We start from the raw sequence: 12,876 nt of genomic DNA, 5'->3' as shown, positions 1-12,876 counted from the left end.
CTATTTTGAGTTCTTAAGTTCTTATGATGCACGATCCAAGCCGATTTTGCCTATCATTTCAGACAAATGAGCATAAAAATCCATATTGACCCACAACCATTTGTGATATTCACGCCACCATCTCACAGGTTTGAAGCCACCAGAAACAGGGTATGGGATAGCAAAATCTTCTAGGCCTTCCGCTTTCAGCAAAAGTAAACTCCGTGGCATATGATAGCGGTTTGTAATAAAGACAAATGGCTGCGCCTCTTCTTCATATCCAAGCCAAAGTGCCGTATTTACGGCGTTTTCCTTGGTTGTTTGTGAAGCATAATCCATATCAATGTCCGCAAGACCAGTCCCATCAGGCAGCACATCTTCTATAGAGACCTGTGGGTTTACCCCGCTTAAAAACACAGTACCAGCATAGCCATAAGCCAAAATTTCCCTCAGTGCATAAATGCGCTCAGGCTGACCTGTAAATAAAACCAATTGTTTTTCATTTTTAACTGAATTTGCTGTCAATTCTGGTGTTAAAAACACCTGACTGAGGAAAATAATCCCTGATATGGCGTAAAAAGAGAGCAACGCCACTGCGCAGAAAATGAGACACTTAGATCTCAGTTTCAAAACGATTTTACCATCTGTTTCATTGTGTGATAGGTCATGAATAGTGCCACAACAATAAGTCCAACAGGTACTAGCGCAGCTGCAATCCAAACCGATGGCTGCATGTAGGTGACAAGCTCAGGAAGACCAATCATTGTCATAAGCAATGTAAGAACAATAATCGCTGTTGAAAATAGCCACCCGAGAGACGCGCGCAAAAAGACTTGGTTTAGAATCAAACGCGTCAAAAAGCTATCACTTGCCCCCATGTATTGCATCATTTTAAGGCTCTTAGATTGGCCACGTACACCTGCACGCACCACAAGTGACACAACAAACGCAACCACAGCAAACACAACCAATGAAAGCGCAAGTGTTACCCCTTGAGTCGCACGAACTGCACGCGCCACACTCTCAAGCACTGAGCGTGCATCGTCAATTTCAGCCGTTGGGAAAAGTTCAAGAACCTTGCCATCAAACTGCAAGCGGTTTAGCTCTTGCGTCACGTTAAATTCAACCACTTTAGGTACAGGGAAGCTTTGCGCATTATCAAAGTAAGGCTCAAGAAGCGCACGCGTTTCTTCATCTGTGAGAACTTTTGATGAATCGACGCCATCATACGTATTGAGCACTGTAAGGTGTTCTTCGATTTCTTTTCCTGTCACATCTGTTGAAAGGTAAAGCGTCAGTTGGCTACGCTGTTTAAGCTGCCAAGCCCCATATACATTTTCAAGCGTAACCAAACCAGCCGTACCAATACCGCACACCCATCCAAGGATAACAATAAGAATTGTAAACGCACGAAACACGCGGTCTTTATTGAGCGAAAGTGCTTTTCTCGCAGAAGCGTCAAAGGTTCCAAAAATCATAAAATCTGCTTTGCCTTAGGCTGTTCTTTTTACAGTTTGTTCAGGTACTTTTTTAATAATGTTGCCACCACGCAAGTACAAACGTGGATATGGGAAGGCTTTAAGAATCGCTGCATCGTGCGTTGCAATCAGCACTGTTGTTCCATGCTTATTCAGCTCCGCAAATAGGTACATAATACGACGCGCCATTTCATCATCTACGTTACCAGTTGGCTCATCCGCAATCAGGAATTTTGGACGCGCAACAACAGCACGCGCAATAGAGGCACGCTGTTTTTCACCACCTGAAAGCGTTCCTGGATATGCATCAAGGCGATGAGACAAGCCCACCCAATCAAGAATTTCATCAACACACTTTGTTTGCTCCGGCTTAAGAGGCCCATGAAGACTCAGTGGCAGAGCAACGTTTTCACGTACCGTTAAATGTGGCAGAAGGTTATCATCCTGAAACACAAGCCCCATCTTACGGCGCATCATAGACACTTCATCACGGTCTAACGTCTTCGTGTTACGGCCAAACAGAGTGATGTTGCCAGCTGTTGGCAAAAGGTCCATGTACATCAGTTTAAAAATACTGGTTTTACCCGCACCTGAGGGGCCTGTTAGAAAATGGAATGAACCAGACTCAAGCTGAAACGACACATTGTTGAGTACGCGTGTACTCTTACCATATTCAAGCGTCACGTTATCCAGCTGAATCATTTATATATCCCGTTATTTTTAAACCGCTCACAAGTATCTTTAGCCTGCAAGAATTCATTTCAATGTATTCATGACTGCTTCTAAATCACTTATTTCGAGGTTGCTTTTGCCGTGTTTTCATTATTTGAGAATACAAGGATGCCCCATTCATCGCAGTGTATTTAATGATACCTAAAAGTGCAAGAGCGTTTCAACAAATTATAGAGACAAACCCGTTTTTGTTCCAGTTTGTGTAAAGTGCAACACCCATCTTAAGGAATCGCAAAAAATTTTCTCAAAGGCATCCCATTAAGCCAAAAATCATGTATCATAAAGATCATGATTATTACGTGCCCCAACTGTAGTTCTCGCTTTAAAGTGAACCCTGACACATTCCCTGCTGAAGGGCGTGATGTACGTTGTGGCAAATGTAAACACCAATGGTTTGCGGTAAGCGAGCCTGAAGATGTCCTTCCTGAACCAGATACAGATGCACCAGAAGAAACGGCTGCACCGGCTGTGCCAGAGCGTGCACCATTCCCGCAAGCTCCTCTTCCACCATCAAATCCTCTGGTTGATGAACCAATTGAATCGGCTCATGATCGTCGTGTTCGCATGAAGAAAAAAGCAATCCTGAAATCAACTGGTGCCATTTTGGGAGCTATCCTAATTATGTTTGCGATTCTATTCGCACTCAAAGGCCCTCTTACAAAGATGGTTCCTCAAACAACTGCCTTCTACAAAACGTTTGGCTTTAGTGTGTCTGAAAAAAATAAAGTGGTTCAATCAGACGTCTTCCAGATTGGTGCGGTTGAGCGTACTGTTTCTAAAGATGGTGAGCTCACTGTCCTGACTTTCCAAGGTAAAGTGACCAACCGTAAAGACATGTCCCTTACAGTACCAAAGCTTAGCGTCACACTCTTTAATGCATCTGGTGTTGCCATCGATGAATGGGTGGCTCAGGTTGAAAAAAGCCCACTTGGTGCAGGTGAAAGTACATCTTGGGTCTGCCGCTTCTTTAATCCAAACCTAGAAGATATTGATGCGTACACGGTTCAATTCAGACCGTAACCCTTGACATTCATACTCCTTACTTCTATATAGCCCCTAAACCTACTCTCTCTTTACGTTTCTCTAGCTCCCAAAAGGAACATTATCATGACAACTCTCTCTCAAGGCGCTATTCATGCAACCATTGAAGGACACTGCCTTTATGTTGAAGAACGTCCCGAAACATTTTCCGAGCACTTCAAAGCTGCTGTAAAAATGTTTGCAGGCAACATCGAGAAAGGCGCACAGCTGATCAGCCAAAACTGCGGCATTGCCAGTGAAAGCGTCACCAAATGGGTAAACGGCGAAGCCACCCCTGATTATGACGCGGCAAAAGATGTGTGCATTTTCATGCGTCACCACATCGCCCGCTAAACGACATTGAAAAAGCCTCCCAACTGGGAGGCTTTTTCATAGAACGTAAAGTGTGAGGAATAACTTTTCTAAATTTTAACTGAATGAGCGATGTGTATTAAGTAATACATGAGCGAAGCACAGATGAAAGATAGAGAAGTTAGAACCACACGAACTTAGTATGAGCGCTCAGGCTGAATGTAATCTGCTGGTGGTTGAACATCAGCACGCTTACCGCAAGCTGTTACTGTGAACACAAGCGCTATAAAAGCAAGAACCAAAAGATGCTTCATTAAAACTCACCCTCACCAGAAACTGATTTCAGGTCAAAGTATAGAGAACGAGCATCGTCTTTGTCTCGTGGACGGCTAGGGATAATACTGTTCCCTAGGCCTGCCGCAGGAGAAATTTCATTTAGGTTCATGATATCCATGATTGGGTCAGATGTTGCTGGCTCAAAAGAATCAATTGAGCGACCTTCAATAGGATCCATAGCAAAAGCGGCTGTAGAAGCCATTAGAAAACTCAGTGTAAATAGAATGCGCACGGTTATACCCTTTCGTTTGCATACAACAATGTAGGATAAAAACACCCCATGTCAAGAGACACGGGGTATTTTTTGATATTATTCTGAAATTACAATCCTCTAAACGCCTGCGAAAATGTGATTTTACCAATGCATGCAGGCGCAGTGTATAAAGCATACATAAGCCGAATCCAGCAGGCAAAAGCGCATTTGCAGCAGTGTTTAGATATTGTAAGGCGTGAAAATATCGTTAATTTGCTGCGTTACGCGCACAAAAGTCGTACGTTTTGTAAGTTCTTTCAAACGTTCAGCCCCTACATACGTACATGTACTACGCACACCGCCAAGGATATCTTGCATTGTGCCTGATACAGGACCTCTATAAGGAACGTTCACACTTTTCCCTTCAGATGAACGGTAAGATGCGACGCCACCCATGTGCTTCTTCATCGCTTCTTCACTACTCATACCGTAGTAACGCTTCACCTTACGGCCTTCATGTTCAAAGATTTCACCACTTGATTCATCATGGCCAGCCAACATACCGCCAAGCATGACAAAATCAGAACCGGCAGCAAACGCTTTAGCGACATCACCCGGCACGGTACAACCCCCATCACCACACACAAGGCCTTTTAGACCATGTGCTGCATCTGCACATTCAATAATGGCGCTAAGTTGAGGATAGCCACACCCCGTTTGACGACGCGTTGTACATACACTCCCTGGACCAATACCCACTTTAACAATATCCGCACCTGAAATAATCAGTTCTTCAACCATTTCACCTGTGACTACATTACCGGCCATAATGATCTTATCTGGGTATGCTTCACGTACACGGCGCACAAAATCTACCAAGTGCTGGCTGTAGCCATTGGCAATATCAATACAGATATTCGGGCAATCCGCTACTTTCATAATTTCAGACATTCTTTCAAAGTCCGCATCAGATGTACCGCTTGAAACAAAGACACGCTCAAGAACATCTGGGTTTTCCTCAGCAAAAGCTTTCCACTCATCTACGCTATAAAATTTATGAATTGCCGTGAGCACACCAAATTGTGCCAGTGATTTTGCCATGTCGAATGTACCGGTATGATCCATGTTCGCAGCGATAATCGGTACGCCACTCCATGTACGGTTTGAATGCTTCATTTTGAACTCGCGCTCAATTTCCACATCTCTTCTTGAGTTAAGTGTTGAGCGCTTTGGACGAATCAACACATCTTTAAAGTCCAGTTTTACCTCTGTTTCAATACGCATCTCAGCGTTTTCCTTCTTTTCCTATTTACAGTCTGGGTCTGGTGGAAAAATCGCTTCAAGAAACAAAGCACTTCTTCCTTATAGATGGTACAGAGCTGAAAATATTTGTCACGTAAAAAGATCATAAACCTCAGACAAATAATGAAGATAACCTTGACAAACCGCATACAACTCTCTACATAGAAAGCACTTTTGCGTAGAAATGCGCAATTGGGGAGGCAAAACCTGCCTTCAGGAATTGATGAGTAACTGCGTCAAGGAAAGGAAAAAACCTAATGACACACACAATTACTGCGAACTCTCGCAAAGTATTGGGCACAGGTAGCGCACGCGCTGCACGTAACACAGGCATGGTTCCTGCTGTTGTTTACGGCCCATCAATGGACACACTCAACATTGAAGTTAAATCTTACGACCTTATGATGGCTATGAAAGCTGGTAAGTTCTTCACAACTCCACAAAGCCTAAAGCTTGATGGTAAAGACATGCAAGTTCTACCACGTGACGTACAACGCCACCCAGTAAGCGAGCAAGTGATCCACATCGACTTTTCTGACTTCGATCCTGCACGTGAAGTACGTGTTGCTGTACGCATTAAAGCGATCAACGAAGAGCAGTCTCCAGGTATCAAGATGGGTGGTGTACTTTCTTACCTACGTAACGATATCGAACTTATTTGCCGTGCGGACAGTATTCCTGACTTCATCGAAGTTTCTGTTGCTGACCTTAAAGTTGGTGAAAGCGCGAAAGTATCTGGTGACGACCTTCCTGAAGGTGTACGTCTAACTGAAGACCGTGAATTCACTGTACTTAACGTTCTTGCAACTCGTACAACTAAGGGTGCAGACGCTGAAGAAGAAGTTGAAGGCGAAGAAGGAGCTGAAGGTGCTGAAGAAGCAACTGAAGGCGCTGACGAAAGCTCTGAAGCTTAACTTTCGCAGACAGGAGAGCATATCTAACATGAAACTCATTGTTGGACTTGGTAATCCTGGCGAAAAGTACTCAGATACGAGACACAATGTCGGCTTTATGGCGGTGGATTTTATCCATCGCCATTTTGCCTTTGGTGCTTGGAAAGAAAAGTTTAAAGGTGAGTTTGTGAAAGGCAGCATTGATGGTGAAGACACCATCCTTCTTAAGCCTTACACATTCATGAACCTGAGCGGTGAAAGTGTCGGCGCTGCCTGTAAATTTTTCAAAATTAAGCCTGAAAACGTTTATGTCATTTACGATGAACTTGATCTGAAACCTAACCAGATCAAACTCAAGCAAGGCGGTGGTGCCGCCGGCCACAATGGCATTAAGTCTCTTGACCAGCACTTAAGTGGCAAGAACTACCACAAAATGCGTATTGGTATCGGCCACCCTGGCAACAAACATGAAGTAAGCGGGTATGTGCTACGTAAAGCCCCTGCTGATGAATTTACCCAAACTGAAAAAGTGATTGAAACATACATGCCTCGTTTGCCAGCTCTTCTGTCTGGTGATGGCGCAAAGTTTTTAAACCCTAACGAACCTCTATAGTTCATTTATTAAATAAAGGAATCCCCTATGGCGCGCATGAAAACTGCTATCCTTGGTGCAACAGGCCTTGTTGGCCGCGAAATTATCCGCCTTCTAGAAGACCACACACTGTGTGCTGGTGACCCAATCTTTCTAGCAAGCACACTCAGCGAAGGGGAACAGCTTCCATTCAAAAATGATGACGTTCCAGTACAAGCCGTACAAGGGTTTGACTTCTCTGGTGTAGAACTTGTGTTCTGCGCTCTACCAGAAGACGCTGCCGTAACAGCGATTGAAGATGCAGTAAAAGCTGGCTGTAAAGTGATTGACCTAAGCGGTATTACACGCAAAACAGGTGCACTACCAATTATTCCTGAGCTCAACGCTTCTGCCCTACAAAAAGTAGCGACATCAAGCGGTGCCGTGTACTCACCAGAACCAGCTGCTATCCAGTTAGCCCTTGTTCTTAACGCACTCAAAAGCTCTGTTCACACAAAAGATATTCAAACAACTGTGCTTTACGGTACAGGCCGAAGCGGTACAAAAGCTATGGACGAACTTTATCAACAAAGTATTGGCCTTGTTGGAGGCGCTGGCGCTGAAGGTATGATGGGTGAACTCTTCCCTGCACAAATCGCTTTTAACTGCATTCCAATGGTCGGTAAAACTGCGGATGGTGTGCAAACGTCTATTGAAGAAGCTGTTAAGCATGATGTTCTTGCCTTTGCAGGCGTAGAGCCGATTGTCACAGGTATCACAATTCCAAGCTTTGTTGGCTGCTCTCAGTCTGTTGTCATCAAAACAGATAAACACCTGATGCCTGGGGATGTGCGTAACATCCTTGAAGGCAATCCAAGCCTGCGTGTGATTGATGATCTTGAGAAAGGTGAAGTCTCTACACCATTCGGCTCAGCTGAAACAGATCCAATCTACATCAGCCGCATCCGTACAGGTAAAGACTACATCCAACTCTGGATCAGTAGTGATACTCTTAGAAAAGGAAGCGCCCTCAACGCTCTGCAAATTGCAGAAGCCATTGCCGCTTAAACTTTTCTTTTTCATTTTATATCTATCTATTGACACACTGTATACCGAGCGTATACAGTGTGTTTAATTTTTAAATCTGCCTCTCTTTTACTGCGGATTTATCCGCTCCTCTCTGTAATGGAGTCTTCCAATGACCCTCCCACTTCTCTCCCTAAGCTCTCGCACCTTTGGTGCAGACTATACCGAATCCTTTCACCGCATTGGTTTTGGTGCCGTCACTGATCATGGCGTTCCTTACGAACTGATTTACGATACCGAAGAAATGGTACGTAAATTTTTTGAAATGGACCAAGCCTTCAAGGCCCAGTTCCCTGCTGACCCTGTCACAGAGGTCGGCTGGGTTGGCCAGTCTGGCAGCACACTCGGCAAAAAGGTCGACCTGAAAGAATTCATGGTCAACCGTCCATTCATGCCCGGCGTACAACTGCCGACTGACCCGAGCTTTGATTTGTCCATTCTCAATCAATATGCTGCCGAACAACAGCGTGTTGGCCTTGAGATTGTCAGCCGTATTGAGCCTGTGGTCTCACAGCATGCGCCGCAATTTAAAGATATTGCGAACAGCCTGCGTGACAGCAGCCCCACCACCCAACGCGTCAACTATTTCCCTGCTTACAAGGAAGAAGATGACGATGGTGCGGTACCGGCAGCGGGCCACCGTGACCTTGGTTTCTTGACCATCCTGTCACCGGCACGTGAAAAAGGCCTGTGGGCATGTGATCGGACTCATGATCGCGAAAGCGCTCTGAAAGAAGAAAACCACATGTATGTGCCGGCTTTCAACCCGGGCACTGACGAGCACTTCTTTGTCACCAACATTGGTGAAGTCTGCAGCCTGTTCACAGGCGGCCAGTATGACTTCATCACTGGACAAGTTGTGCCTGATGGCTACCTGCCTGCAACATGGCACGGCGTTGACAAACTGAAGCGCTCCAATGCTTCTGCTGCTCGGATTTCCATTCCGATGTTCATGCACCTGAAACCTGGCACACAGCTGGTTCGCATCTCAGATGAACAGCTGAATAGCGTCGCTTCTGACCCGCGCTTGAAGGATCCTCTTTTTGCAAAACACAAAGAGACCATCCTGAAAGCTGTGCAGGTTTGCCGTGACCATGACGGCTGGCTTCTGGCTGGCGTTCTGGTTTGGAACCGCTTGGCTCGTCACGGTACTGGCAAAGCGCTAGAGCTGTCGTAAATCGATTTTGAAGATCGCCCTCTTTGGGGCGATCTTCTTTTTTGCTTGCAGCTCTTTTTATTTTTGTTACAATTGTTCCAACATTTCGAACAAAGGAGATAAACCATGACAGCACAACCCGTTTCAACAGATGCAAGCCAAGACGCTTGGCTGAACAAGCTTTTTAAAGAAGCGCGCACACACTTCAAATGGCAAGAAAAAGACGTTCCAGAAAGCCTACTTGAGGAACTTTTTGAACTGGTGAAAATGGGTCCAACAAGTGCAAACTGCCTTCCTCTGCGCCTTGTGTTTGTAAAAACACCTGAAGGTAAAGAGATGCTGAAAGAATCACTCATGGAAGGTAACATTGAAAAAACAATGACGGCTCCTGTTACTGCAATTGTGGCTTACGATACAGAATTTTTTGAAGATGCGTCTAAACTTTACCCGCACGCAGATACGAAGAGCTGGTATGAAGGCAAACCAAAATTTGCAGAAAAGACAGCCCTGTTTAACGGTACGCTTCAAGCAGGCTACATGATTATGGCTGCACGCAGCCTTGGCCTAGACTGTGGTCCTATGACTGGTTTTTCAGCAGATAAAGTGAATGAAACCTTCTTTAAAGATAAACCAAACTACAAAGCAACAATGCTCGTCAACCTTGGTTACGGTGATGCTAGTGTGCTTCACCCAAGAAGCCCTAAACCTGACTTTGGAGACTACTGCCAAGTGGTATAAACGCCACTTCCTCCTTTATGAAAAGCCACAGACTCCTGTGGCTTTTTCTATGAACGTTATATGAACTCTTGATTTGGCGCTTCTTTGCGTCATAATAAATGCTATGACTGGTGGCGAAAACATTTTGACAATTAAGCAACTCATGGAAGAGGAACCTCTGACTGATGAGTTTAGCGTTAATAAACCTCAAATTTCGCAAGAACTTAAAACGCTTATTTTGATTGAGCATCAAAACACAACGTTTAAAAGTGGTGAACGTGTTTACCACGCGACAGATGCCCAACAGCAAATCGCAAAAAAAGCCAGTGACCGTAAATGGCACTTACTTATGAAACACCGTCATGCAAGAAGCTTTGCCCTAGAAGAGCTCACGTACCAAGAGTTTAGAAAACTCTACACAAAAGACCTTCCAAGAGAACACTCTCTTGCGAAAGATGTCACAGAGGCAGTACGAAGCGCGATTAAAGCCCTAAAACAAGAAAAATAAGGAAAAGACCCCATGCCTGCTAAAAAGCTCAAATACGCTTACTACCCAGGATGCGCAGCCAAGCAAATCCAAAAAGAAGCTGATTGGTCTGCTCGTAAAATTTCTGAAGAGCTCGGCATTGAACTGCACGAAATGCATGCAGCAACATGCTGTGGTGCTGGTAACCTACAAGAACATGACCCTGCTGCTGCCCTTGCCATTAACGCACGTATCTTTTCTCAAGCAGAAGAAATGGGTATGGACATCGTAACCATTTGCAACACATGCCTGCAAACATTCCGCTATGCATATGCGCGCCTTCAAGATGAAGAGATTCGCGAAAAAATTAATAACGTTCTTAAAAAAGCTGGCGTTAAGCCCTTTGAAAACAAGATTGAGCCAAAACACCTCATCTGGGTTCTTGTTGAAGAGCTTGGTGCTGATAAGCTTAAGAAACATATTTCAAACCCTCTCAATGGCATGAAAGTTGCGCCATTTTACGGCTGCCACTCTCTACGTCCACGTGATGTATTTGATGGTAAAGGTGGCCAAAAACCTCAATACCTTGATACACTTATTGAAGCCATTGGTGGTGAAGTGCTCGACTATAACGGTAAGGATAAATGCTGCGGGTTCCACTACATGCTCCTGAATGAAAAAGAATTCCTTCGCATGTCAGGTGGCCATAGCCTTGAGGCTAAAGAAAAAGGCGCTGATGTCATGGTTTCTCCATGTACGCTTTGTGATATGGCTGTTGGGGCTTACCAGTCTCGTAGCGAGAAGGCGATGGGCGTAAATATTAACTTGCCAGAAATGAGCATTCAGCAATTGATCGGTGTTTCTATGGGTCTAGACCATAAGGAACTAGGGTTACATCGTTTGCACCAAGATCCACGTGCAATGATGGCAAGCTATGGTGTACATAAAGATAGGTAATAATTCCATGAAACAACTACTAATACTCACTTTTCTATGCACGGTTATCGCACTCTTCCCAGAGATCGCGTCTGCAGCAGACGAAGCTGAAAAACACATTGAGATTGATGGTGAGATTACAACCTTTGTAGAACGCGCCCTCAATATGATTATTGGATTCTTAGGAGAGTTCCTTACACTTGTTGGTGAAACTGTCGCAAGTATTCTTGGCAGAAACTAATCCATATAAATAAAAAGCCCCGCAAGTTGCGGGGCTTTTTATTTATAGATATTTACTTGCATCCGCAATATAACCTTCAAGGGCTGAGGCTGCAGCCATCGCAGGGCTCATCAAGTGAGTTCGCCCACCCTTTCCTTGCCTACCTTCAAAGTTACGGTTACTGGTAGAGGCACAACGCTCCCCTTCACCAAGCTTATCCGCATTCATTGCCAGGCACATGCTGCATCCAGGTTCACGCCACTCAAAACCAGCCTTAATGAAAATTTTATCCAACCCTTCATCTTCTGCCTGTTTTTTTACAAGACCAGAACCAGCAACAACAAGCGCTTGAACGCCTTCTGCCACATGGCCACTTGCTGCAACCTTTGCCGCTTCGCGCAGATCTTCAATACGGGCATTGGTACAGCTCCCAATAAAGACTTTTTCAATCTTAGCATCTGTAATCTTTTGCCCAACAGTGAGCCCCATATATTCAAGCGCACGCTCTTCTGAAGCATCCTGCGGTGCAGGTACAGTCCCATCAATATCAATCACTTTTTCTGGGCTTGTACCCCATGTTGTGAGGGGTTTGAGTTTTGAAACATCAATTTGTACCTCTTTATCAAAAGTGGCATCCACATCTGTTTTAAAGCCTTTCCAAACCTGTACAGCATCTTCAAACTGCTCACCCTTAGGAGCTTTAGGCGTATTTTTAATATAATTATAAGTCGTTTCATCTGGCGCAATAAGGCCTGCTTTGGCACCAGCCTCAATACTCATGTTACATAGCGTCATACGGCCTTCCATTGAAAGCGCCTCAACCGCCTCACCGGCAAATTCCATCACATAACCCGTTCCACCCGCAGTCCCAATTTCACGAATCATTGCTAGCGCCATATCTTTGGCATAAACGCCTTTAGGCGGAGCACCTGTAAACGTAATGCGCATGTTTTTCAGCTTCTTTTGAGGGAGTGTCTGTGTTGCTAAAACATGCTCAACCTCACTGGTTCCAATACCAAAAGCAAGTGCACCAAAAGCACCATGGGTTGAGGTATGGCTATCTCCACAGACAATTGTTGTGGCTGGAAGTGTAAACCCTTGTTCAGGACCGACCACATGCACAATCCCTTGGCGTAAATCATCCATGCCGTAATATTCAACACCAAACTCTTCTACATTTTCTTCGAGAGTTTCAACTTGAATACGAGAGGTTTCATCTTTAATACCTTGATGGCGATCAGGTGTTGTTGGCACATTATGGTCCACCACAGCGAGCGTTGCTTTTGGATTTCTCACCTGCCTACCAGCTATTCTTAACCCCTCAAAGGCTTGTGGGCTGGTCACTTCATGCACCAAGTGGCGATCAATATAAATAAGCGGCGTTCCATCTGGAAGGGTATCGACTACGTGCTCAGCAAAGACTTTATCGTAAAGGGTCCATCCGCTCATTCTTATTCTCCTGTTTTTAAGCAAACTATA

Annotated in this window: 16 protein-coding genes; 10 read left to right on the top strand and 6 right to left on the bottom strand. The window is 44.8% G+C overall.

Features of this window, described 5'->3' with window-relative positions:
• Positions 1-21 precede the first annotated feature (21 nt).
• From VX730_03930 to VX730_03920, 3 genes are all read right to left on the bottom strand, one after another.
• Complete coding sequence (locus tag VX730_03930) at positions 22-504, bottom strand: YdcF family protein (protein MEC9291531.1); 483 nt, start codon at positions 502-504, stop codon at positions 22-24.
• Between the two features lie 101 nt (positions 505-605).
• The gene (locus VX730_03925; GenBank protein MEC9291530.1) at positions 606-1,457 is read right to left on the bottom strand and encodes a hypothetical protein; all 852 of its coding nucleotides are present in this window, start codon (positions 1,455-1,457) and stop codon (positions 606-608) included.
• A gap of 15 nt (positions 1,458-1,472) precedes the next feature.
• The gene (locus VX730_03920) at positions 1,473-2,159 is read right to left on the bottom strand and encodes an ATP-binding cassette domain-containing protein (GenBank protein MEC9291529.1); all 687 of its coding nucleotides are present in this window, start codon (positions 2,157-2,159) and stop codon (positions 1,473-1,475) included.
• A gap of 318 nt (positions 2,160-2,477) precedes the next feature.
• Between VX730_03920 and VX730_03915 the strand changes: the two genes are divergently transcribed.
• On the top strand, positions 2,478-3,209 hold the full coding sequence (locus VX730_03915; protein ID MEC9291528.1) for an MJ0042-type zinc finger domain-containing protein: 732 nt from the start codon (positions 2,478-2,480) through the stop codon (positions 3,207-3,209).
• An 87-nt stretch (positions 3,210-3,296) separates the two neighbouring features.
• On the top strand, positions 3,297-3,563 hold the full coding sequence (locus VX730_03910; GenBank protein MEC9291527.1) for a hypothetical protein: 267 nt from the start codon (positions 3,297-3,299) through the stop codon (positions 3,561-3,563).
• 271 nt (positions 3,564-3,834) lie between these two features.
• Here VX730_03910 and VX730_03905 read toward each other — a convergent pair whose 3' ends face one another.
• Positions 3,835-4,089 carry a hypothetical protein gene (locus VX730_03905; protein MEC9291526.1) on the bottom strand — a complete coding sequence of 85 codons (255 nt, stop codon included), beginning with the start codon at positions 4,087-4,089 and terminating at the stop codon, positions 3,835-3,837.
• 201 nt (positions 4,090-4,290) lie between these two features.
• Positions 4,291-5,334 (bottom strand): GMP reductase, encoded by a 1,044-nt coding sequence (locus VX730_03900; protein ID MEC9291525.1) that lies wholly within the window; start codon positions 5,332-5,334, stop codon positions 4,291-4,293.
• A gap of 275 nt (positions 5,335-5,609) precedes the next feature.
• Here VX730_03900 and VX730_03895 point away from each other — a divergent pair, with 275 nt between their 5' ends.
• The 8 genes from VX730_03895 (at position 5,610) to VX730_03860 (ending at position 11,418) form a co-directional block, all read left to right on the top strand.
• Positions 5,610-6,266 carry a 50S ribosomal protein L25/general stress protein Ctc gene (locus VX730_03895; protein ID MEC9291524.1) on the top strand — a complete coding sequence of 219 codons (657 nt, stop codon included), beginning with the start codon at positions 5,610-5,612 and terminating at the stop codon, positions 6,264-6,266.
• A 28-nt stretch (positions 6,267-6,294) separates the two neighbouring features.
• The gene (gene pth, locus VX730_03890; protein MEC9291523.1) at positions 6,295-6,858 is read left to right on the top strand and encodes an aminoacyl-tRNA hydrolase; all 564 of its coding nucleotides are present in this window, start codon (positions 6,295-6,297) and stop codon (positions 6,856-6,858) included.
• Positions 6,859-6,885: 27 nt separating this feature from the next.
• Positions 6,886-7,884 carry an Asd/ArgC dimerization domain-containing protein gene (locus tag VX730_03885; GenBank protein MEC9291522.1) on the top strand — a complete coding sequence of 333 codons (999 nt, stop codon included), beginning with the start codon at positions 6,886-6,888 and terminating at the stop codon, positions 7,882-7,884.
• A gap of 130 nt (positions 7,885-8,014) precedes the next feature.
• The gene (locus tag VX730_03880) at positions 8,015-9,079 is read left to right on the top strand and encodes a 2-oxoglutarate and iron-dependent oxygenase domain-containing protein (GenBank protein ID MEC9291521.1); all 1,065 of its coding nucleotides are present in this window, start codon (positions 8,015-8,017) and stop codon (positions 9,077-9,079) included.
• Positions 9,080-9,184: 105 nt separating this feature from the next.
• The gene (locus VX730_03875) at positions 9,185-9,796 is read left to right on the top strand and encodes a malonic semialdehyde reductase (GenBank protein MEC9291520.1); all 612 of its coding nucleotides are present in this window, start codon (positions 9,185-9,187) and stop codon (positions 9,794-9,796) included.
• Positions 9,797-9,899: 103 nt separating this feature from the next.
• The gene (locus tag VX730_03870) at positions 9,900-10,283 is read left to right on the top strand and encodes a hypothetical protein (GenBank protein ID MEC9291519.1); all 384 of its coding nucleotides are present in this window, start codon (positions 9,900-9,902) and stop codon (positions 10,281-10,283) included.
• Positions 10,284-10,295: 12 nt separating this feature from the next.
• The gene (locus VX730_03865) at positions 10,296-11,198 is read left to right on the top strand and encodes a CoB--CoM heterodisulfide reductase iron-sulfur subunit B family protein (protein ID MEC9291518.1); all 903 of its coding nucleotides are present in this window, start codon (positions 10,296-10,298) and stop codon (positions 11,196-11,198) included.
• Positions 11,199-11,205: 7 nt separating this feature from the next.
• On the top strand, positions 11,206-11,418 hold the full coding sequence (locus VX730_03860) for a hypothetical protein (GenBank protein MEC9291517.1): 213 nt from the start codon (positions 11,206-11,208) through the stop codon (positions 11,416-11,418).
• A 42-nt stretch (positions 11,419-11,460) separates the two neighbouring features.
• Here VX730_03860 and leuC read toward each other — a convergent pair whose 3' ends face one another.
• Entirely contained in the window at positions 11,461-12,846 is a 1,386-nt protein-coding gene (gene leuC / locus VX730_03855; protein MEC9291516.1) for a 3-isopropylmalate dehydratase large subunit, read from the bottom strand.
• Positions 12,847-12,876: the final 30 nt, after the last annotated feature.

The sequence above is a fragment of the Pseudomonadota bacterium genome, assembly GCA_036141575.1.
In the GTDB taxonomy this organism is placed as follows: domain Bacteria; phylum Pseudomonadota; class Alphaproteobacteria; order UBA2136; family JAPKEQ01; genus JAPKEQ01.
Note: the sequence above shows the minus strand (reverse complement) of the source record. Positions and strands in the feature narration are given on the sequence as shown.

Excerpts from the sequence above, each read along its gene's own strand:
- VX730_03920 (MEC9291529.1), bottom strand. The coding sequence starts at position 2,159 with ATGATTCAGCTGGATAACGTGACGCTTGAATATGGTAAGAGTACACGC.
- VX730_03895 (MEC9291524.1), top strand. The coding sequence starts at position 5,610 with ATGACACACACAATTACTGCGAACTCTCGCAAAGTATTGGGCACAGGT.
- VX730_03900 (MEC9291525.1), bottom strand. The coding sequence starts at position 5,334 with ATGCGTATTGAAACAGAGGTAAAACTGGACTTTAAAGATGTGTTGATT.
- pth (MEC9291523.1), top strand. The coding sequence starts at position 6,295 with ATGAAACTCATTGTTGGACTTGGTAATCCTGGCGAAAAGTACTCAGAT.
- VX730_03885 (MEC9291522.1), top strand. The coding sequence starts at position 6,886 with ATGGCGCGCATGAAAACTGCTATCCTTGGTGCAACAGGCCTTGTTGGC.
- VX730_03915 (MEC9291528.1), top strand. The coding sequence starts at position 2,478 with ATGATTATTACGTGCCCCAACTGTAGTTCTCGCTTTAAAGTGAACCCT.
- leuC (MEC9291516.1), bottom strand. The coding sequence starts at position 12,846 with ATGAGCGGATGGACCCTTTACGATAAAGTCTTTGCTGAGCACGTAGTC.
- VX730_03865 (MEC9291518.1), top strand. The coding sequence starts at position 10,296 with ATGCCTGCTAAAAAGCTCAAATACGCTTACTACCCAGGATGCGCAGCC.
- VX730_03870 (MEC9291519.1), top strand. The coding sequence starts at position 9,900 with ATGACTGGTGGCGAAAACATTTTGACAATTAAGCAACTCATGGAAGAG.
- VX730_03875 (MEC9291520.1), top strand. The coding sequence starts at position 9,185 with ATGACAGCACAACCCGTTTCAACAGATGCAAGCCAAGACGCTTGGCTG.
- VX730_03910 (MEC9291527.1), top strand. The coding sequence starts at position 3,297 with ATGACAACTCTCTCTCAAGGCGCTATTCATGCAACCATTGAAGGACAC.
- VX730_03880 (MEC9291521.1), top strand. The coding sequence starts at position 8,015 with ATGACCCTCCCACTTCTCTCCCTAAGCTCTCGCACCTTTGGTGCAGAC.
- VX730_03925 (MEC9291530.1), bottom strand. The coding sequence starts at position 1,457 with ATGATTTTTGGAACCTTTGACGCTTCTGCGAGAAAAGCACTTTCGCTC.
- VX730_03860 (MEC9291517.1), top strand. The coding sequence starts at position 11,206 with ATGAAACAACTACTAATACTCACTTTTCTATGCACGGTTATCGCACTC.